Consider the following 19,557-nt stretch of genomic DNA (forward strand, 5'->3'; position numbering starts at 1 on the left):
TCAAGACCTCATGGCCCGGGATCCGACGGCGTGCTGCCGGGGTGCGGTGACCAGGTAGGGGCGGACGCTCTTGACCAGCATGGCCATCTCGTAGCCGAGCACCGCGGCGTCGGCCTCACGGCCGGCCAGTACCGCGAGACAGGTGCCGGAGCCCGCGGTGGTGACGCACAGCAGGGTCGAGTCGAGTTCGACGACCACCTGCCGGACGTCGCCGCCGTCGCCGAACCGGACGCCCGCGCTGCGGCCGAGGGAGTACAGGCCGGAGGCGAGCGCGGCCATGTGGTCGGCGCTGTCGGGGTCGAGGCCGTGGACGGACTTCACCAGGCCGTCGCAGGACAGCAGTACCGCGCTGGTGGTGTGCGGTACGCGTTGCACGAGGCCGCTCATCAGCCAGTCGAGGTCGGATACCTGGGCGGTCGGCGCATCGCTCGCCATGGTGGATCGACTCCTTGGGGTCGCGCTGGGGGTGGGAGCGGGGGTAGGGGTGGGTGCGGTCATCCGGTGGGTGCGTTCCTGTCACGCCGGTCCCTCGGGCCGGGGACGACCGCGTGGGCAGGCGGCTCGGCCGTGGCGGCGGTGTCCGTGCGGGCCGGGTCCAGGGGCGCCGTGTCCGTGGTGGACGCGTTTGTGTGGGGCACGTTCGTGTGGGGCGCGTCTGTGTGCGGGGGTTCCCTGGGTGTCTGTGCCGACTCCATGTGCTGCTGCGTCTCGGCGAGACCGATGCCGCGCTGGAAGGCCGCCATCAGGCTGGGTTCGTGCCCGGCGAAGGTCTCCGGCTCGGGACGTGCCGTGGGGCCGCCCCGCAGTTGGGGTACGAGATGTTCCTGGGCGCGGCGGCGCGGCAGTCGGGGCCGTTCCATGGTGCCGCGCACGATGCCGGCACGCGGGGTCGGTGCGAGGCCGGCCTGCTGTTCGACGGGCCGTCGGTCGGCGGCCCGGATGCCGGGTACGGCCTCCGCGGGGTTGGGCCGCTCCTCGTGGGCACCGCGCACCGGAAGCGGCCCGGGGGTGGCGGCCGTCGCGCCCGTGGCGTCGCGCTGCGCGGGCCGGCGCCGTCCGGCCGAGGGCGTGGCGGGAGTGTCCGTTCGCCCGGCCGGGTGGTCCGTCACGGCCCGGTCCGGGGATCCCTCGGAGCGGGCTCGGACCGCGTCCGCCGCCCCGCGCCGAACACCGGTGCCGCCCGATCCGGCCCGGACGCCGCCGGTCCGCCCTCCTCCGCCACCGCTGTCGGCGGACGGGCCACCGGCGCCGCCCATCGGCCGGCCGTCACTGCCGCCGGCGGCCCGGTCGCCGCTGCCGTCGACGGACCTGCCGACGTCCGTCCGGTCCTGCGCCGCCGTTGCCACTGCCGTCGGCCGGGCTGCCGCTGCCGTCGGTGCCCCGGTCCCCAGCCCGGCGGGCACCGCCCCCTTGGCGGCGGCCGACACCCGTGGCGAGGGGCCCAACAGGGCCTGCGGGACGACGAGTACGGCCTGGACGCCGCCGTAGATATTGGTCTGCAGGCGCACGTCGATGCCGTGGCGCCGGGCTAGCTGGGAGACCACGAAGAGGCCGATGCGGCCGTCGGCGAGCAGCCGGGCCACGTTGACCTGGTCGGGGTCGGTCAGCAGGGCGTTCATCGTGCGCTGCTCGCCCACCGGCAGGCCGAGGCCGCGGTCCTCCACCTCGACGGCGAGCCCGGAGGTGACGAGGCCGGCGCGCAGCAGCACCTGGGTCTGCGGATCCGAGAACACGGTCGCGTTCTCGACGAGTTCGGCGAGCAGATGGATCACGTCGGCGACGGCGTGGCCGCGCAGTTCACCGTCGATCGGCGGTACGAGCTTGACCCGGGAGTACTGCTCGACCTCGGCGATGGCGGAGCGCAGTACCTCGGTCATGGCCACCGGGTTGCTCCACTGGCGGCGGGAGACGGCACCGCCGAGGACGGCGAGGTTCTCGGCGTGGCGCCGGATGCGGGTGGCGAGGTGGTCGATGTGGAAGAGGCCCTTGAGCAGGTCGGGGTCCTCGATCTCGTTCTCCAGCTCGTCGAGGAGGGAGATCTCCCGGTGCACGAGGGACTGGAGCCGCCGGGCGAGGTTGACGAAGACTTCGAGCTTCTGTTCGCTGCCGGCCCGGCTGGAGAGCTGGGCTGCCTGGACCACGGCGTGCCTGGCGCCGTCGTGGGCGCGGGACAGGTCGGCGGCGAGCAGTTCGAAGTCGTCGGCGTCCGCGGGCGGTCCGCCGCGCGGCTTGCGCTGCGGCGCCCCTTCACCGCGTCGCAGCGCCTCCACGAGGGCCCGCAGGTCGGCCTCGCCTCGCTCGGTGCTGCGGCGCAGCGCGCCGACGCGCTCGCTCACCGCGCGGGCGGCACGGTCCGCGGCGACGGCGGCGACCGCGATCCCCGCCACGGTCACCGAGACCGCTCCGGCGAGCACGCTCCAGAGGACGATGCCGGGCCGCGCGCCGGTGGCACGGACGGTGAACAGGACGGCCGCGCTCGCGCTGAGGGCGACGGCGAGCGGCGGCAGTACGGCGAGGCGCAGGAGTTGGGGCCGTATGTGGGCATCCGGCAGTGCGGGAACGGGATGGGTCACCGGTCTGCCGTGCCGGCCGCCTTCTCGGCGGTCGGCACGGCAGACCGGTGCACGGAGGTGAGACATCGGTGTCCTCGTACGGGTCCGTCGGGCCTGTTTCCTCGCGCGAGGTGCACGACGTGGGCATGCGCCATCGCGGTGCCGGTCGAGGGGGCCGATGACGCGGGGCATCAGGCCCTGTCCTGCCGACGGACACTGACAGTAGTCGCCTGTGTGTCGTGTGTGGCGGGCAGTTGACAAAGTCTCCCGCCGACGGTCCCGCTCTGGTATGAGGCGTCGTACGACAGCCCGATAAGCCGGTGAAGAACGTGAAGTCGAACGAAAACAGAGCGATTCGAGCCGGTCGGAATCAGTCACCGGTCGATTCGCGCCGGACGGTGACGGGAAAGTCGGCATGGCGGTAGGGGCTGGGCAGCCCGTGCTCGGCGGCCGCCGCCGGGTCGTCGACCCGGGCGAACGTCCGGACCAGGCTCTCCTTGACGCCGAAGACGACGTCGGAGTCCAGGTAGGGCGTGCCCTCGACGAACAGGTGGGTGGTCAGGGTGCGGACGCCGGGCGCGGACACCTCGACGTGGAGGTGCGCGGCGCGGTGGGGATGGCGTCCGGTGGCGTGGAGCAGTCTGCCGACAGGTCCGTCCACGGGGACGGGATAGCTGCTCGGTACGACGGTGCGGAACCAGAACCGGCCGTCGGCGTCGGCGGTGAACAGGCCGCGCAGATTGCGGTCCGGAACCTCTCCGGGGCGCTGCACGTCGTAGTGGCCCGTCGCGTCGGCCTGCCAGACGTCGACGCGCGCGCCCGCGACGGGTGTGCCGTCCTCGTCCGTGACCCGCCCGGTGACCAGGCACGGTTCGCCGCCCTGCGCGGCCTCGTCGATGCTGTCGCCGAGCGCGCGCGGCGGTGAGTCGACGAGGTGGAAGGGGCCTTCCACGGTCGACTCGGTGAGCCGTCCTCCGGCCGGGTTGTCCAAGGTCTCGACCAGCATGGACACACCGAGCACGTCGGAGAGCAGGATGAACTCCTGCCGGGTGGCGTCGCACTTCTGGCCGGTCTCGGTGAGGAAGCGGATGCCGGCCGCCCACTCGTCGGAGGTGAGTCCGACGTCCTTGACGAAGGCGTGGGCGTGCCGCACCAGGGAGGTGAGGATCCGGCGGAGGCGGTCGTCGGTGGTGCCGGCGAGGCTCGCGGCGACGATCTCGGCGGAGCGTTCCGCGGTGAACGGGCCGCCCGCGGTGGGTGTCGTCGGCCCGGTGTCCTGGCTTCGGTCGGTCATCGTTCGTCCTTCGTCCTTCCGCCCTGCCGCGGCCCGTAGGGAGCCGCGGCCGGTCTGCTGGTCGGGGCGTGGGGTCGGCCGGTACGGCAATGCGGTCGAGGTCGTTCCTGACGGCGTCAGCGGGCCGAGTGCGCCGGCGCGGTGGAGGGTACGACGATTCTCCGGGCGCGCCGGCGACTCACCCGGCCGGGCGCAGCGGCGGCTCACCCGGCCGGGTCCGCCGATTCCAATTCGCCGTTCGTTCGGCACCCCGGTATCGGATGCCGGTGATCGCGCGGATTCCCCGCTGTGCAATCGCCAACCATTTCCGGGCGGAAGGAGAACCGGGCAAACGGGCACGGGCTGGCGGCCAAACGGGCAGCGGACGGCGACAAACGGGCAACCGTCGTACCAGGCAAGGGAATTACGCACCGGAGGGACGCCGGGCCGGTGAGGGCTCCGTCCACCGGACCGGCCGGCAAAATTCAGAGCTTTTCCTGAGGTTTCCCTGCCCAATTTGCCACCTTTCCGAAGAAGGGGCCCCAGACAAAAATGATATGACCTGAATACAGTTTCCCCCAGTACTGTGTCAGCCCCTCGTTGCCCACCCGATTCCGTTTTGGAGCAGAGCATGTCCCATGTTCCACCGGATACCGATACCGGCCCTGCCGCCCCCGTCGCCGAGCGTCATCGGGCACTTCTGCTGCGGTACGTGACGCGGTACGCCTCGGGCGACCGGCACCGCGCCGAGGACATCGTGCAGGAGACCATGCTGCGCGCGTGGCTCACCACCGACGATCTGGACCAGCACGGCGACCAGCGGTTGCAGGCATGGCTGTTCCGGGTCGCGCGCAACCTCGCGATCGACGCCCACCGCCGGGACCGTGCCATTCCCGTGGGCATCAGCCCCGACGACCTGCCGCGCCCGACGCACGTCCCGCACACCGCCGTCGACATCGCCGACCTGGTGGTGGAACGGCACCTGGTGCACGGAGCCATGGCGCGGCTGTCGCCCGAGCACCGTGAAGTGCTCTTCCACGTCCATCTCGACGACCGCACCCGCACCGAGGCCGCCCGGGTGCTCGGTGTGCCGCCGGGCACGGTCAAGTCGCGCAATCACTACGCGCTTCAGGCCCTGCGCCGCGAGTTCCGGGCCGCGTGAAGGGGTGCCGCCGGTGCCGCCGGCCGGTACGGCGATCACGGCGCAGGTCCCGCTGACGGTGCTGCGCGGGTAGCCGGACCGGCCCGTGCCCCGTCGCCCGGTGCGGATGACGGGGCACGACGGGCCATGGCGGTCAGCCGTTCCGGTTGGCCGCGTCGGTGACGTCGGTGGCGATCGCCTGGTCCGATTCCGACAGCGACTGCAAGATGTCGTTGAACGTGTTCGCGTACTCCTGGATGTTCTTGGCCGAGGTTTTCATCTGGTTGCTGAAGTCGGTGTACGCGTCCCGCAGGGCGGGGCCGGCCTCCTCGAAGACGAGGCCGTCCTGGAGGAGTCCGCTGACGGTGGTCTCCAAGTTTCTCAACTCCGCGGAGATGTCGGTGAGTTTGCTGCCCATGGCGGTGGCGACGCGGGCGATCTCGTCGTAGTCGACCAGGACGTCGGGGGTGGGGGCCACGGTGGTTGTCTCCTGACTGCTGGTAGGGGCTGTTCCGAACCGCGGGCTACTGGCCGCTGCTGTTGACTTTGCCGGTGATGTCCTGGTCCATGTCCGTGCTGCGCGAGGCGCCCCGGAGCCGGCCGGTTCGCGCACCTTCGCCTGCACCGTGTGCAGCGCTGTGCGGTCGATGGAGAAGTCGGGCACCGCGCCTCCTGGTCGCTCGCCTGACCCGGTCGTCCCGGTTCGTTGTCCGGGGGTCCACGCACGGGCACCCCGGAAAGGTTCAACGGGGCGGCAGAAGGTCAACTTCTCGTTGAACCATGCGCGGGAACTGGTGCGTTGGCCCCGTCGGCGCCGCGCAAGGTCATCGACAAGGACCTCGTGCGGCTACGTGTCGACGTTCCGGCAGGCCCACCAGGACGTCCACGGTGCGCTGCGCACCTACGTGGGCGTACTGCGCGAGCAGCGGCGGCGCGCCGACGAGGCGTCGAGCGCGGCGGCGGGAGACGGGCACCGGCCGCGACGGCAGGAGTGTGAATTCACCAGCCCGCGCCCGACGATGATCGTTCGGTAAATAAAAGGTGAACGCGTCCGGCTCGGCCACGGAACACCGAACGGGCCGCACGGCCTGCCCGCAACAACTGGTCCTTTACTCGCGCTTCACTCTTGCATTAAGTTCACGATCAAGGTTCGCTGTTCGTGGGGGGGCGCGTTCCCGAGCGCCGGGCAATTCCGGACAGTGCCACCGGAACGGAGTACTTGCGACAGGTACGACGCAGAGGGGGATCGGCGAGTGCATCGAAGGCGGAGAGGCCCACGGGGGGCACGGCGTACGGCGCACGCCGCGCCGCCCCTCCTGCCGACAGGCCCGGTACGGCCGGCAGCGCCGAGTCGGCGATTACCGGAGAAACAGCGCCATATGGCCTCCAATATTCCCTCTTCACCGGTTTCCCATCCCGGTTGAACGACGGCCATATGCGACGCACGGCGACACCGGAGGGGCCGGTCCGGTCTCTGGATTCACACGGGCGAACAGGACTTCCGGACCATCAGGAGGCCATCTCCCATGTCCATTCTTTCTCCTTTTCCACCATAACGGAGAAGCGAAAGTAATGTGTTGACGATGATCGAGTCTGTAGTTACGGTGTGACTCGTTTCAGCGGCCTGTCCCATTGCCATCATTTCCCTGTTGGTCAATTCTGGCGGCGTTTTCGCGTTCCGCGGACGGCCGCCTGAGAGGAGTGTGCGGTGGCATTCCGCATGCGCAGTCTCCTGGTCTCCTGCGCCATAGGTTCCGTTGCGGCACTCGTCGGGATTCCCCTCGCTGTCGCCCAGGACTCCGCCCCCGGCGTTTCCGCCGCTGCCGAGACCCCGCCCTACGCGGTCGAGGACTACAACTATCCCGGGGCCGACCGCATCCTCCAGACGGAGGGCATTCAGCTGAAGAGGGGCGACGGACACGTCCTGCTGGTGGACTGCGACTCCACGACCGACCAGATCAAGGTCTACACGGTCAAGGACGACACGGTCGGCCGGAAGGGCAACTACTGCTTCCGGGCCACCGCGTCGACCGGCTTCCTGACGCTCGAACTGCCGCGCGTCTTCGCGTTGGAGACCGGTGCACACCCCATCAGCGCCGACCTGACCGCGAACGGCGAGACCACCACCGTCACGGTGGCCGAGGGCGGCTTCGAGAGTGTGGGTGAGGGCACCGTGGGCGGCGCCCGGTCCGTACTCGTCGAGATCCGTGTCACCGGTTAGTACGACAGACCGAGAATTTCGCGCCTGAGTAAGTTGCTGGAAATCGGCGGCCGACGGGCTTTCCCGGCGCTTTCAGGCGTCACCGCACAGCATTGCGGACGCTTTTCTCCCGGAACTCCGGACCGCGCGGATCTCCCCGCCGCACCGGGGTGCGGAAGTGCCCTCCCGTCCCGCCACGTCCTCGTCCCAGGAAGGTCATGAACATCCAACACTCCAGACCCGTCCGGATCGCGCTGGCCGCGGCCCTGCTCACGGCTCCTGTCGTCCTGACCACCGTACCCGCGCACGCCGTCTCCGGCACCGCCGCGTCGGACACCACCTACGGCTACACCGCGCGTCTGGACATCGGCGACGGCACGCGTGCCTGTTCCGGCACCCTCGTGCAGGCCGAATGGCTGCTCACGGCGGCCAGTTGCTTCGTCGACGACCCGGCCGCCGGGCTCAGCGTGCCCGTCGGCGCCCCGAAGCTGAAGACGACCGCGACGGTCGGCCGCACCGACCTCAGTACCACCGCCGGCCAGGTCGTCAACGTGGTCGAACTGGCTCCGCGCACCGACCGCGACCTGGTCCTCGCCCGTCTCTCCCGGCCGGTCACCACCGCCACCCCCGTGGCCCTGGCGACCACCGCGCCCACCGCGCCCACCGCCGGCGAAACGCTGACCGCCGCCGGCTACGGCCGCACCAAGGACGAGTGGGCCCCGCTGAAGCTGCACAGCGGCGCGTTCGCGGTGGACGCCGCCGACACCTTCACCACCACGGTCACGGGCCAGAACGGCGCCGCGGTCTGCGCGGGCGACGCGGGCGGCCCGCTGGTGCGCTCCGTGAGCGGCAAGGCCACCCTCGCTGCCGTCAACAGCCGTTCCTGGCAAGGCGGTTGCTTCGGCACCGACGCCACCGAGACGCGCACCGGGGGCGTGGCCACCCGGGTCGACGACCTCACCGACTGGGTGGCCACGAAGACCACCGCGCCGAGGGTGACCGACTTCAACTGCGACGCCGTCGAGGACGTGGCGGTCGGCGACCCCAAGGCGTCCGTGAGCGGGCTGTCGGAGGCCGGCCTCGTCAAGGCCGTCTACGGCGGCGGCAAGGGCAGCGAGACGATCCACCAGGGCCTCGACAACGTCCCGGACGACGCGGAGGCGGGCGACCAGTTCGGCACCGCCCTGGCCGTGGTCGACCATGACGAGGACGGCTGCTCCGACCTGGTGGTCGGCACCCCCTTCGAGGACGTCGGCACGGCCGCGGACGCCGGCACGGTGACCGTCCTCTACGGTTCCCCGGACGGGCTGGGGCACGGCAAGGCCGCGCTGACCCTCCAGCAGGGCACCGGCACCGGCGCCCTGAAGGATCGGGCGTCCGAGGCGGACGACCGGCTGGGTGCCGCGCTGGCCGCCGGACAGACCGCGGCCGGTGAGCCGTACCTGGTGATCGGCGCGCCCGGCAAGAACCTGAAGGGTTCCGTGGACGCGGGCCTGGTCTACTACCTGCGCGGCTCCGTCAGCGTCTCCATCCACCAGGACTCGCCGGGTGTGGTGGGCGTCATCAGCGAGGGCGACGAGTTCGGTGCGTCCGTCGCGGGCGACCCCCAGCACGTGGCGGTCGGCTCCCCCGGCGAGACCGTCGGCACCAGCGCCGACGCCGGCATGGTGGCGATCTTCAAGCACACGGTGAACACGGACGGCATCCCCACTCCGGTGGCCAGTGTCAACCAGGACACCGACGGGGTCAGCGACGCGACGGAGCCGGGCGACCTGTTCGGCGCGTCCCTCGCACTGGTCCCCTACCGTCCCGCCGGCGCCACCGCGGCGACCGACTCCGTCCTCGCGGTCGGCACACCGGGCGAGACCCTCTGGGTCGGCACGACCTCGTTCCCGCAGGCCGGTCAGGTGACCACGCTGCGGGTGACCGCGGCCGGCGCCGTCAGTGAACTGGCCACCATCCACCAGGGCGTGGACGGTGTGAACGGCGCCTCCGCCGCCGGTGACGGGTTCGGCACCCGGGTGGCCGCCGCCAACACCGCACCCGACCAGGTCAGTACCGCTTCGACCATGCTGCTCGCGGTCGGCGTACCCGGCAAGGACATCGGTACCGCTACGGACGCGGGCATCGTGCAGACCTTCTCCCTGCTGGGCCTCCCGGGCGACTCCGACCACTGGATCGAGGCGGGCAACGAACGCGGCCTGCCCGGCACCCCCGGCGCCTCCCAGCTCGTCGGCAAATACCTGAACGCCACCGCCACCCACCTGTGGATCGGCATGCCGCACGGCCCCGCCGATCGTGGCGCCGTCCACGGCCTGCCCTGGTCCAACGCCATGGGCGGCACCGGCGCGACGGTGACCACCTATCAGCCCGGCCTGAACGGCCTGCCCCTCACCGGCAAGGCGTTCGGCATGTCCATCCGCTGACCGGCACAGCGCACCGGCACCGGCGACCCCGGAGGGATTCCACCCACCGGGGCCGCCGTCCGCGTCACCTCCGGCCGCACGGCCGCCGGGGCCCCGCGGGGAACCCGTCGGCCGGCCGGGCCGGAACCCGTGTCACCGCTCCTTCGCGAGGTCGAGGTCGCCGTCGGCGGATTCGAGCGCGGCCTTCGGACGCACCCGGTCGCGCCACGGGTGGGCGAGCGGCGTGGACACCGGCCGCCACCAGGGGTCCGCGGGCAGCGGGCCCGCCGGTTCGAACGGCTCGCCGGGCCGCGGGAAGGCGGCCGCCTGTCCGGCCGCGTCGGCCTCGTCCTTCGTCCACTCCCCCGGCTCGGCCCAGGCGTGCGTGGCCAGGTTGAAGGTGCCCCAGTGGATCGGCAGCAGCGCTCCGTGCGCCCGGCCGCCCTGGAGGTCGAGATGGGCGCGTACGCCCTCCTCGGGGGTCATGTGGATGTCGGGCCAGAACTCGCTGTAGGCGCCGATCTGGATCATCGTGGCGTCGAACGGGCCGTGCTCGGCGCCTATGTCCTTGAAGCCCTCGAAGTAGCCGGTGTCGCCGCTGTGGTAGATCCGGTGCTCGGGGCCGGCGACGGCCCAGGACGCCCAGAGGGTGTGCTGCGCGTTGCGCAGGCCGCGGCCGCAGAAGTGCCGGGCGGGGGTGGCGGTGAGGGTGAGTCCGCCGACGCGGGTCGACTCGTGCCAGTCCAGCTCCCGCAGCCGGTCGGCGGACACCCCCCAGTGTTCGAGGTGCGCGCCGACGCCCAGGGGCACGGCGAACACGGTGTCCGTGCCGGCCAGTGCCTTGATGCTGGGCATGTCCAGGTGGTCGTAGTGGTCGTGCGAGATGACCACGACGTCGACCGGGCCGAGCGCGGCGAGCGGCAGCGGCACCGGGTGCAGCCGCTTGGGCCCGGCGAACGGGAACGGCGAGCAGCGCTCGCCCCAGACCGGATCGAACAGCACGCGCTGTCCGTCGATCTCCGCCAGCACGCTGGAGTGGCCCATCCAGGTCAGCCGGAGCCCGGTGGCGGGCGGCCGGGCCAGGTCGGCGAGGGTGGTGGCGTGCACCGGGACGGTGCCGCGCGGGGCCCGCCGGGGCCGCTGTTCCCGGTCGAAGTAGAGCTTCGTCAGCTCCAGCATCGACCCGGAGGGCCGGATCCGGGCGGGGCCCCCGGGGTTCTGGAAGACGCCGTCGGCGAAGTGGGGCGAGCTGCGGATGCGCGCCAGGCGGTCACCGCCCGGGTCAGCGCCGAAGGCCGCGGGCTGCAACACGCGGAGCCCGGAGCTCGGGGAACGCAAACCGGACACGGTACCTCCTGGTGGAGTGGGTGAGGCCATCCATTATGGGTGGCCCCTGCGACAGTCCGGCGCCATCGGGGTGACCCGCGGCCGGGCGCGGGAAGGCCGGGCGGGGCACTCTTCCGGGGGAACCGGGCCAGGCCCCCCGGACCGCCGTGAGCGGGGTCACGCCGAGCGGGCGTCCCGGGGCGGGAACGGTCCGCCGGACCCGCCCCGAGGGTTCAGGCCACCGACGCGATCCGCGTCCTGATGTCGTCGGGGGACACCGCGCCCTTGGCCGTCACATGGTCCCCCGAGGACTCGCCGCGCAGCCGCCGGCCGATCCACGGCACCAGGTGCTGCCGGGCCCAGTGCACGTCGTCGCGGCGCACCTCCAAGGTGCCGCGGGGCGGGAGCGGCGGCCAGGGCTGTTCCGGGTCGGCCGGGACGTCGAGGCCGAGGACCTGTCCGGCCCGCAGCGCGACGCGCGTGTGCCCCTCGGGTGAGAGGTGGAGCCGGTCGTCGTCCCAGGCCCTGCGGTCCTGCACGGCCTTCAGGGACCACAGGTCGAGCACCGGGCAGCCGTACCGGTCGGCGACGGCCCGGACGTGCCCGTTGTAGGTGGCGATCTTGCCGCGCAGATGCTTCAGCACGGGTACGCCACGGGTGTCGAAGCCGGTCGTCACCAGGACCGTGCCGGCCGCTTCCGCGAGCCGGGCCACGGCCCGTTCGAACCGCTCGGCCACCTCGTCCGGGTCGGTGCCGGGGCGCAGGATGTCGTTGCCTCCCGCGCAGAACGAGACGAGGTCCGGCGCCAGTTCGACCGCCCGCGGGACCTGCTCCGCCACCATCTGGTCGAGCAGCCTCCCGCGCACCGCGAGATTCGTGTACCGGAAGCCGCCTTCGGGCCGACGGTCCGCGAGCAGTACCGCGAACCGGTCGGCCCATCCGACGAACGCCCCGTCAGGGCCGGGGTCGCCGACGCCCTCGGTGAAGCTGTCCCCCACCGCCACGTACGACCCGATCACCGCTGTGTTGTCACTCTTCGAATCGTCTGCCACGTCGGGCCATGATTCACCTTCCGATGTGACCTACGCGATCGTAGGAAGGGGTTGACGAACGGTGAGATAAGACACTCGCCAAGACTTTCCCAACGCGGGAATAGGCCGGGGAACAGGCGCGTTGACGCGTCATCCGCGCTGCCGCGGCCGTCAGACGACGACGCCGTGCGAGCGGAGGTAGGCCAGCGGGTCCACGTCCGAGCCGTACTCCGGCGTGGTACGGATCTCGAAGTGCAGGTGCGGGCCGGTCACGTTGCCGGTCGCGCCGGACAGGCCGAGCCGCAGGCCCTCGGTCACGGTCTGCCCGACCGAGACGGACAGCTGGGACAGGTGGGCGTACTGCGCGTAGTAGCCGTCGGCCAGCCTGACGACCACCTGATTGCCGTAGGCGCCGCCCCAGCCCGCGGTGACGACCGTGCCCGCGGCCACGGCCCTGACCGAGGTGCCGGTCGGCGCGACGAAGTCCACGCCGGTGTGGTAGCCGCTGGACCACATGCCGCCGGCCACGTGGTAGCCGGTGCCGATCCTGGCGCCGAGGACGGGGAGGCCGTAGCCGGTGGAGGTGCCGGTGCCGGCGGTGCGGGCCGTCCGGCCGGCCGAGGCGCCGGCCGCCGACACGTACGAGGACCGGGACAGCCGGGACGGCTGCGCGGAGTGGGTGTCCGGCTCGGCCCGCCCGCCGAGGGTGAGCTTCAGACCGGGGTGGATCAGCGACGGGTCGCCGCCGATGGCCGGGCGGTTGTCCTGGTAGATCCGCTGCCAGCCGCCGCTGACGTGCTGCTCGTCGGCGATCTTGGCGAGCCGGTCACCCGGCCGCACCACGTAGGTACGGGCGGCGGAGTCCTCGGCGGCGCGTCGCTGCTCGGCGGTGCCGGCGGCGGACCTGACGGTCTGCTCGGCGACGGACCGGGGAGCCTCCCCGGGGGGCGCGGCGTGCGCCGCGGTGGTTCCGATGAGCGGCAGGGCCAGTGCGGCTCCGCTCGTTCCGGCGACGGCGACGGAACGGGTGCGGCGCTGGGGCCTCGGACGTCGGTGCTTTCCCTTCGCGGGCATGGCGCATTCCTCTCCGGCGCCTGCGAGGTGAGCTGTCGGGTTCGGGCTGGAGCTGCCCGGCCGCGCACGGGGCGCGGCTTCACCCCTTGCCGTCCCGGAGACCGGGTCCGGCGGTCGTGCCTGGTGGGTCCCCCGCTCCTGCCGTGCACGGGTGGGTGGTGTGTCCGGTGTCCGGGCGGCGGCAGGATTCGGCGGTCCGTCCGGATCGGTGGCGAACGTAAGCGAGCGGGACACAAACGGACAAGGACCCGTTTCATCCCGTACGGGTTTCACTCGATCCATTACGGGAATTCCCGGTCACCGTCCGTGCATGTCGGCGGGGTACCCCCGGCCAATTCGCCCGCACGGACCATGCATTACGTGAGCAGGGCAGGCGACCCACCGTCACGGTATGACCCTCCTCACCCCCCTGGTTGCATAAGCGAGTAATTCCGGCAGAAGGGTCAGACGCGGCGCAGCCGGATGACCATGGCGTCCAGGTCTCCACGGAGCGCGGTGTGCAGCCCGTGGTGCAACAGCACGGCACCACGGTGCACTTCACCCGTTTCGCGGCATTCGTACGCCGCCGACGGATCGAGTCCGCGCAGCCGCAACGCGGAAGTCGGGCGACGGCGATCCGCCAGGAACCCGACCAGCCGAGCGCGCAGCCGTACACCTCGCCGCGCTCCTCGGTGGCGTCGGTGTCGAGCGCCACCCAGGGCAGGTACTGGTGTCCGGTGTGACCGCGCCGGCTGCCGATGACCTTCTCACCGTAGGTGAGCGGACCGCTGGTCAGCCGGGACTCTGCGGCCCAGCGGCCGTGCAACTGGGACAGCCGCCAGCCCTCCCGGTCGGGCAGGGTCCAGGCGGCCGGGTCCGCGCGGAGCAGTTCCACCCGCGTCTCGCCCTCGTTCACGAGGCTCACCCACCGCTCGACGACGTCGCCGCCCATCCGGTAGTGGAGGGTGATGACCAACCCGGCGTCCCGGAAACGCAGCCTCAGTTCCCCGTCCTCGGCCGCGTGGCCCTCGAAGACCCATTCGGTGCCGCGGCGCTCCTCGGTACGGACCGACAGCGCGGGCCGCACGAAGCGCGGGCCGCCTTCGACCGGATACTCCTCGTGCCCGTCGAGCGGCGACTCGAAGCCCCGGTAGGCGGGCAGCGGACGGGCGGCCAGGGCCTCGGCGTCGGCGAGCGCGACGGCGGGACCCCAGTGCAGGTGCAGCAGTTCGTCCGCCTCCGTGAGGTGCAGCGCATAACTGCTGCCCGGGCCGCTCAGCAACCACGTACGGCCGTCCTCGGCGATGTCCACCATCGAAACCTCGCAGGCGCCCACAGATCCACTCACGCCTCAACATCATCAAGGGCCGCGGGCCCCGGTGGCAACGCCTGTGGACAACCCATTGCCCGGGAAAAGCTTGTCGTATGGTCGACAGCGTGCCCGTCGACGAGAAGCGCCGACGGGCTCCGACCGGGAGGAGCCCCCCGTGACGCAGCAGGTCCCGTCGACCGAACCCGAGCTGGCCGGTGTGCGCAACTTCCGTGACGTGGGCGGGCTCCCGGCAAAGGACGGACGGCGGGTGCGGTACGGAGTGCTGTTCCGCAGCGGCCACCTGGCACACGCCACCGAGTCCGACGCCGCGTTCCTGTCCTCCCTGGGCCTGCACACCGTCTTCGACTTCCGCAACGCGGCCGACCAGCGGCTGGAAGGGCCGGACGTCGAGCTGCCCGGCGTGCGCAACGTCAACCTGCCCCTGACCGACCCGGCGGACGGCGCCGAGTTCTGGACGATGGTCCGGGACGGCGACCTCGACCAGCTGCGCACGATCCTCGGTGACGGCAGGGCCGCGCAGCGGATGCTCGTCTCCTACCGCGCGATCATCGAGCAGCGCACCGCCGAGCACTCCCGGGTGCTGCACGCGCTGGCCGAGGACAGCGTGCCGGTCCTCATGCACTGCGCTGCCGGCAAGGACCGCGCGGGCCTGTCCATAGCCGTGACGCTGCTCGCCCTGGGCGTGGAGCGCGAGGCGATCCTGGCCGACTACCTGAAGTCGAACGCCACGCACCGCCGCTACCGGGTGCGGCGCAGCGGCAGCGCCGAGTCGGCCTACACCCCCGAGGTCATGGAGTTGCTCAGCCCGCTGTTCGACGCCCGCGCCGAGTACCTCACGGCCGCCTTCGAGACCGTCGAGCGGACCTGGGGCGGCGTCGACGCCTACCTGGAACAGGGGCTGGGCCTGGCACCGCGGACCCGGGAGCGGCTGCGCGAGCGCCTGCTCGACTGACGGGGAGCGCCGGCCTGCACTAGCCGGCCGACAGCCGGCTCACCCCTTGGCGCCCACCTCGAACAGCAGAAAGATGAAGCCGGCCAGGAGGTGTCCGGCGACGAGGTAGATGATCAGCCGGATCCACAGGGCACGCGGGAACTTCTCCTCCATGTTGGTCATCGCAACTCTCCAGTGATCGGGCCCAGGCACAGTGCGGCCGTGGGACTCTGCAGCAGGGTGTGGACGAACAGCAGTTCCGCCCCGTCGTGGTCCTCGGCGGCGAGGCGGTGCGGGGTCAGCGAGTCGAAGTGCGCGCTGTCGCCGGGCGCGAGGAGATACGTGGTGTCCCCGAGGCGCAGCCCGAGCCGCCCCTGGAGGACGTACAGCCACTCCTCGCCGGGGTGCACGCGCACGATGTCGCCCTGCGAGCCGTACGGCACCCGGACGCGCAGGGCCTGCATCCCGCGGCCCGGGGCGCCGGCCTGCCAGTACGTCCAGCCGCCCGCGTGGGTCGGCTCCATGTCGGCGGCGCGCACGACGGCGTCCCGGTCGGCCACGGTCTCACCGAGCAGTTCCGAGACCGTCGTACCGTAGATGCGGGCGAGTGCCAGGAGCAGCGGCAGCGACGGCTGGCGCTGCCCGGTCTCCAGCCGGGAGAGATGGGCGGGCGACAACCCGGCGGAACGCGCCGCCGACTCCAGCGTGAGGCCGGTCCGGCGGCGCAACGAGCGGAGCTGCGGCGCTACGGTGGCCAGCTCGGCTTCGGAGGAGTTCATGCCTCCATTGAGCCGCAGGTTTGCCTCATCGGCAAATTTCTTGCCTCAGAGGCAAACCCCGGGCTGTTCGGTCACCGGTTGGCGACCGCCTGCTTGATCAGCGTCTTGCCGAAGTCCCACATCAGACCACCGCCGCTGTGCGCGTCGTCCATGACGGCGGTGAAGGCGTCGACGAACCGGTCGACGTCGGCCTCGTCGACGACCAGCGGCGGAATCAGCTTGATCACCTCCAGGTGGTCACCGGAGACCTGGGTCAGGATCCGGTGCCGCTGGAGCAGCGGGACCACCACCATCTGCGCGAACAGGCCCTTGCGCGCGGCCTGCAGCATGGTCCAGCGGCTGCGCAGCTTCAGCGAACTGGGCCTGCCGAACTCGATACCGACCATCAGACCCCGGCCGCGGACGTCGGCGAGCAGTTCGTACTTGTCGATGAGCGCGGCCAGCCGGGACCTCAGCTGGTCCCCCGTCCTGCGCGCACGGGCGACGATCTGCTCGTCCTCCATCACCGACAGCACGGCCAGACCCGCAGCCATCGCCTGCGCGTTGGCGCCGAAGCTCGCCGAGTGGACCAGGACCCGGTCCATGGACGAGTAGACCTTCTTGAAGATCCAGTCCTTGCCGAGGGTGGCACCGACCGGCACATAGCCGCCGGAGAGCGCCTTGGCCACGCACACCAGGTCCGGCTCGACGCCGTCCTCGTGCTGGTACGCGTAGAAGTCCCCGGTCCGGCCGAGTCCCGTCTGCACCTCGTCCGCGATGAGCAGTGCCTTGTGCTTGTGCAGCAGGTCCTGCGCGGCGCGCAGATAGCCGGGCGGGGCCTCGTGCACGCCCTTGCCCTGGATCGGCTCGACGACCAGCGCGGCGACGTCGCCCTTGGCCAGTTCCCGGGACAGGGCGTCGAGGTCGCCGAGGGGCACGGCCGTGTCGGGCAGCAGCGGGGCGAAGCCGTCCCGGAAGCCCTTCTCGCCGTTGACCGACAGGGACCCGGTGGTCAGGCCGTGGAACGCGTGCTCGCAGTACAGGATCCGCGGCCTGCCGGTGGCGAACCGGGCGAACTTCAGCGCGGTCTCCACCGCCTCCGTGCCGCTGTTGCCGAAGAACACCCGGTCCAGGTGCGGGCTGTGACCGAGGAGTTTCTCGGCCAGCAGCCCGGGCAGCGGCTGGCAGTCGAAGCGGGTCAGGTCGGCGAGAGAGGCGTCGAGGACGTCGTGCAGCGCCTTGCGGACGACCGGGTGGTGGCGGCCGAGGCCCATCACCCCGAACCCGGCGAGCATGTCCAGGTAGTCGTTGCCGTCCGCGTCCCAGAAGTGAGCCCCCTCGGCACGCTCGTAGACCCGGTCGAAGCCGATGGTGTGCAGCATGCGCGGGAGCTGGTGGTTCAGGTACTTGGTGTGCAGCTCGTAGCGCTCGGCTCCGCGCTCGGCCAGGAGGGCACCGAGGTCGAACTCCGTGGTCATTCCGCTTTCTCCTTGACTGTGCCGTCGGTCTGCTCCCTGACGGCCAGGCTCGCACCGATCCGTCCGGCGATCTCGACGGGGGTGAGACCGATGTCGGCCAGCACCTCCGCGCGCTTGGCGTGCGCGAGGAACTGCTCCGGGATGCCGAACCGGCGCACCGGCACATCGACGTCCGCGTCGCCGAGGGCCAGCGCCACGGCGGCGCCCACTCCGGCGGCCCGGCTGTTGTCCTCGACGACGGCCACCAGCCGGTGACCGGCCGCCAGCCCGGGCAGCGCCGGGTCGACCGGCTTGACCCAGCGCGGGTCCACCACCGTGCAGCCGATGCCGCGCGCTTCGAGCAGCTCGGCGGTCTGGAGGCACACCGGCGCCATGACGCCGACGGCCACCAGCAGGACCTCGGGCCGCTCGGCCCGGTGCAGGACGTCCAGGCCCCCGACGCGGTCGACCGCGGGGATCCGGGGCCCGACCGACTCCTTCGGGAAGCGGACCAGGGTGGGGGCGTCGTCGACGGCGACCGCCTCCCGCAGCTGGGCGCGCAACTGGTCGGCGTCACGCGGCGCGGCGATCCTGAGGCCCGGTACGACCTGGAGGACCGACATGTCCCACATACCGTTGTGGGAGGCGCCGTCCACGCCCGTGACGCCGGCCCGGTCCAGCACGAACGTCACCCCGCAGCGGTGCAGCGCGACGTCCATCAGGAGCTGGTCGAAGGCGCGGTTGAGGAAGGTGGCGTAGACGGCGACGACCGGATGCAGCCCGCCGGTGGCCAGGCCCGCCGCCGACACGGCCGCGTGCTGCTCGGCGATGCCGACGTCCCAGACCCGCTCCGGGAAGCGCTCGGCGAACTTGCCGAGGCCCACCGGGTGCAGCATCGCCGCGGTGATCGCCACGACGTCGTCCCGTTCCTCCCCGATGCGGACGATCTCGTCGCCGAACACCGAGGTCCAGGACGGTCCGTTGGAGGGCGCGAGCGGCTCGCAGGTGAGCGGGTCCATCACGCCGACGGTGTGGAAGTGGTCCTCCTCGTGCGCCAGGGCGGGTTCGTAGCCGCGCCCCTTCTCGGTGAGGCAGTGCACGAGGACCGGCCCGTGGAAGCGCTTCGCGCGGCGCAGCGCGGACTCGACGGCCTTGATGTCGTGGCCGTCGATCGGACCGACGTACTTCAGACCCAGGTCCTCGAACAGGCCCTGCGGGGCGAAGGCGTCCTTGAAGCCCTTCTTGGCGCCGTGCAGTGACTCGTAGAGGGTGCCGCCGACCACCGGGGTGCGCAGCAGCACGTCCTTGCCCCAGGCGAGGACCTTCTCGTACGAGTCGGTGGTGCGCAGGGCGGCGAGGTGGTTGGCGAGGCCGCCGATGGTCGGGGCGTACGACCGCTCGTTGTCGTTGACCACGATGATCAGCGGCCGGTCCTTGGCGGCGGCGATGTTGTTCAGCGCCTCCCAGGCCATGCCGCCGGTGAGCGCGCCGTCGCCGATGACCGCGACCACATGGCCCTTCTCGCCCTGCACCGTACGGGCCTTGGCGAGCCCGTCGGCCCAGCCGAGCGCGGTGGACGCGTGGCTGTTCTCGATGACGTCGTGCTCGGACTCCTCGCGGGAGGGGTAGCCGGACAGGCCGCCCTTGCCGCGCAGCTTCGAGAAGTCCTGACGCCCCGTCAACAGTTTGTGCACATAGCTCTGGTGACCGGTGTCCCACAGGATGCGGTCGTCCGGTGACTCGAAGACCCGGTGCAGTGCGACGGTGAGTTCCACCACGCCCAGATTGGGCCCGAGGTGGCCGCCGGTCCTGGCCACCGCGGTCACCAGGAACTCGCGTATCTCTTCGGACAATTCACCGAGTTCCGCCTCGGACAGCGCCTTCAGGTCGCGTGGTCCCCGGATGGTCTCCAGAATCGTCACGCTCGGCCCCCTCTCGGTCCGTGCTCGTTCAACTCACTGTCACTGCCGGCGTCCCCGCAACGCCGGGGGCGCCCGATGCGGCGCCCTCGGCCTCCATCTGCTCGGCGAGCTTCATCGCCTCTTCGATCAGCGTCTCCACGATCTTCGACTCGGGAACCGTCTTGATCACCTCACC

At 71.6% G+C, this 19,557-nt stretch carries 17 protein-coding genes, 2 pseudogenes and 1 riboswitch; of the genes and pseudogenes, 5 read left to right on the plus strand and 14 right to left on the minus strand.

Translation table 11 applies throughout. The features are described 5' to 3' along the window. The 3 genes from ACFY2B_RS14985 to ACFY2B_RS14995 all read right to left on the minus strand — a co-directional run bounded on the left by ACFY2B_RS14985 (position 1) and on the right by ACFY2B_RS14995 (position 3,846). Entirely contained in the window at positions 1-435 is a 435-nt protein-coding gene (locus tag ACFY2B_RS14985) for a roadblock/LC7 domain-containing protein (protein ID WP_390763534.1), read from the minus strand. Positions 436-494: 59 nt separating this feature from the next. Then, on the minus strand, positions 495-2,639 hold the full coding sequence (locus tag ACFY2B_RS14990) for an ATP-binding protein (RefSeq protein WP_390763535.1): 2,145 nt from the start codon (positions 2,637-2,639) through the stop codon (positions 495-497). Positions 2,640-2,922: 283 nt separating this feature from the next. Then, positions 2,923-3,846 (minus strand): dioxygenase, encoded by a 924-nt coding sequence (locus tag ACFY2B_RS14995; RefSeq protein WP_390763536.1) that lies wholly within the window; start codon positions 3,844-3,846, stop codon positions 2,923-2,925. A 610-nt stretch (positions 3,847-4,456) separates the two neighbouring features. On the opposite strand from ACFY2B_RS14995, the gene ACFY2B_RS15000 reads away from it, so the two are divergent. Beyond that, positions 4,457-4,987 (plus strand): sigma-70 family RNA polymerase sigma factor, encoded by a 531-nt coding sequence (locus tag ACFY2B_RS15000; protein ID WP_390763537.1) that lies wholly within the window; start codon positions 4,457-4,459, stop codon positions 4,985-4,987. A 133-nt stretch (positions 4,988-5,120) separates the two neighbouring features. On the opposite strand, the gene ACFY2B_RS15005 is transcribed toward ACFY2B_RS15000, so the two are convergent. Further along, positions 5,121-5,444, minus strand: coding sequence for a hypothetical protein (locus tag ACFY2B_RS15005; RefSeq protein ID WP_390763538.1), 324 nt, complete (start codon positions 5,442-5,444; stop codon positions 5,121-5,123). Between the two features lie 373 nt (positions 5,445-5,817). Between ACFY2B_RS15005 and ACFY2B_RS15010 the strand changes: the two genes are divergently transcribed. The 3 genes from ACFY2B_RS15010 (at position 5,818) to ACFY2B_RS15020 (ending at position 9,592) form a co-directional block, all read left to right on the plus strand. Next, positions 5,818-6,000 (plus strand): hypothetical protein, encoded by a 183-nt coding sequence (locus tag ACFY2B_RS15010; protein WP_390763539.1) that lies wholly within the window; start codon positions 5,818-5,820, stop codon positions 5,998-6,000. Positions 6,001-6,674: 674 nt separating this feature from the next. After that, complete coding sequence (locus tag ACFY2B_RS15015; RefSeq protein WP_390763540.1) at positions 6,675-7,187, plus strand: hypothetical protein; 513 nt, start codon at positions 6,675-6,677, stop codon at positions 7,185-7,187. Positions 7,188-7,384: 197 nt separating this feature from the next. Next, a complete protein-coding gene (locus tag ACFY2B_RS15020) occupies positions 7,385-9,592 on the plus strand; it encodes a trypsin-like serine protease (RefSeq protein ID WP_390763541.1) in 2,208 nt (735 codons plus the stop codon). A gap of 132 nt (positions 9,593-9,724) precedes the next feature. Here ACFY2B_RS15020 and ACFY2B_RS15025 read toward each other — a convergent pair whose 3' ends face one another. From ACFY2B_RS15025 to ACFY2B_RS15045, 5 genes and pseudogenes are all read right to left on the minus strand, one after another. Further along, positions 9,725-10,918: an MBL fold metallo-hydrolase gene (locus ACFY2B_RS15025; protein WP_390763542.1), complete on the minus strand. Its 1,194-nt coding sequence runs from the start codon at positions 10,916-10,918 to the stop codon at positions 9,725-9,727. A 212-nt stretch (positions 10,919-11,130) separates the two neighbouring features. Beyond that, positions 11,131-11,916: an SGNH/GDSL hydrolase family protein gene (locus ACFY2B_RS15030; RefSeq protein ID WP_390763566.1), complete on the minus strand. Its 786-nt coding sequence runs from the start codon at positions 11,914-11,916 to the stop codon at positions 11,131-11,133. A gap of 183 nt (positions 11,917-12,099) precedes the next feature. Next, complete coding sequence (locus ACFY2B_RS15035) at positions 12,100-13,002, minus strand: peptidoglycan DD-metalloendopeptidase family protein (RefSeq protein ID WP_390763543.1); 903 nt, start codon at positions 13,000-13,002, stop codon at positions 12,100-12,102. 4 nt (positions 13,003-13,006) lie between these two features. Further along, positions 13,007-13,166: riboswitch (cyclic di-AMP (ydaO/yuaA leader) on the minus strand. 279 nt (positions 13,167-13,445) lie between these two features. After that, positions 13,446-13,595, minus strand: a complete 150-nt coding sequence (locus tag ACFY2B_RS15040) for a GH36 C-terminal domain-containing protein (protein WP_390763567.1) — start codon at positions 13,593-13,595, stop codon at positions 13,446-13,448. Between the two features lie 2 nt (positions 13,596-13,597). Next, positions 13,598-14,296 (minus strand): annotated as a pseudogene (locus ACFY2B_RS15045) (glycoside hydrolase family 36 N-terminal domain-containing protein); the annotation flags it as partial. A 172-nt stretch (positions 14,297-14,468) separates the two neighbouring features. On the opposite strand from ACFY2B_RS15045, the gene ACFY2B_RS15050 reads away from it, so the two are divergent. After that, positions 14,469-15,266, plus strand: coding sequence for a tyrosine-protein phosphatase (locus ACFY2B_RS15050; RefSeq protein ID WP_390763544.1), 798 nt, complete (start codon positions 14,469-14,471; stop codon positions 15,264-15,266). Positions 15,267-15,305: 39 nt separating this feature from the next. Here the strand turns inward: ACFY2B_RS15050 and ACFY2B_RS15055 are convergent, their stop codons facing one another. From ACFY2B_RS15055 to ACFY2B_RS15075, 5 genes and pseudogenes are all read right to left on the minus strand, one after another. After that, on the minus strand, positions 15,306-15,428 hold the full coding sequence (locus ACFY2B_RS15055; protein WP_390763545.1) for a DUF6126 family protein: 123 nt from the start codon (positions 15,426-15,428) through the stop codon (positions 15,306-15,308). Then, complete coding sequence (locus ACFY2B_RS15060) at positions 15,425-16,024, minus strand: helix-turn-helix domain-containing protein (RefSeq protein WP_390763546.1); 600 nt, start codon at positions 16,022-16,024, stop codon at positions 15,425-15,427. The genes ACFY2B_RS15055 and ACFY2B_RS15060 overlap by 4 nt, the downstream gene beginning before the upstream one ends. 71 nt (positions 16,025-16,095) lie before the next feature. Continuing rightward, positions 16,096-17,481, minus strand: coding sequence for an aspartate aminotransferase family protein (locus ACFY2B_RS15065; protein WP_376538907.1), 1,386 nt, complete (start codon positions 17,479-17,481; stop codon positions 16,096-16,098). Further along, on the minus strand, positions 17,478-19,382 hold the full coding sequence (gene dxs / locus ACFY2B_RS15070; protein ID WP_390763547.1) for a 1-deoxy-D-xylulose-5-phosphate synthase: 1,905 nt from the start codon (positions 19,380-19,382) through the stop codon (positions 17,478-17,480). Before dxs ends, ACFY2B_RS15065 begins: the two co-directional genes overlap by 4 nt. Positions 19,383-19,410: 28 nt before the next feature. Then, a pseudogene (locus ACFY2B_RS15075) lies at positions 19,411-19,557 on the minus strand (4-hydroxy-3-methylbut-2-en-1-yl diphosphate synthase); the annotation flags it as partial.

The organism is Streptomyces sp. NPDC001270, assembly GCF_042896695.1.
In the GTDB taxonomy this organism is placed as follows: Bacteria; Actinomycetota; Actinomycetes; order Streptomycetales; family Streptomycetaceae; genus Streptomyces.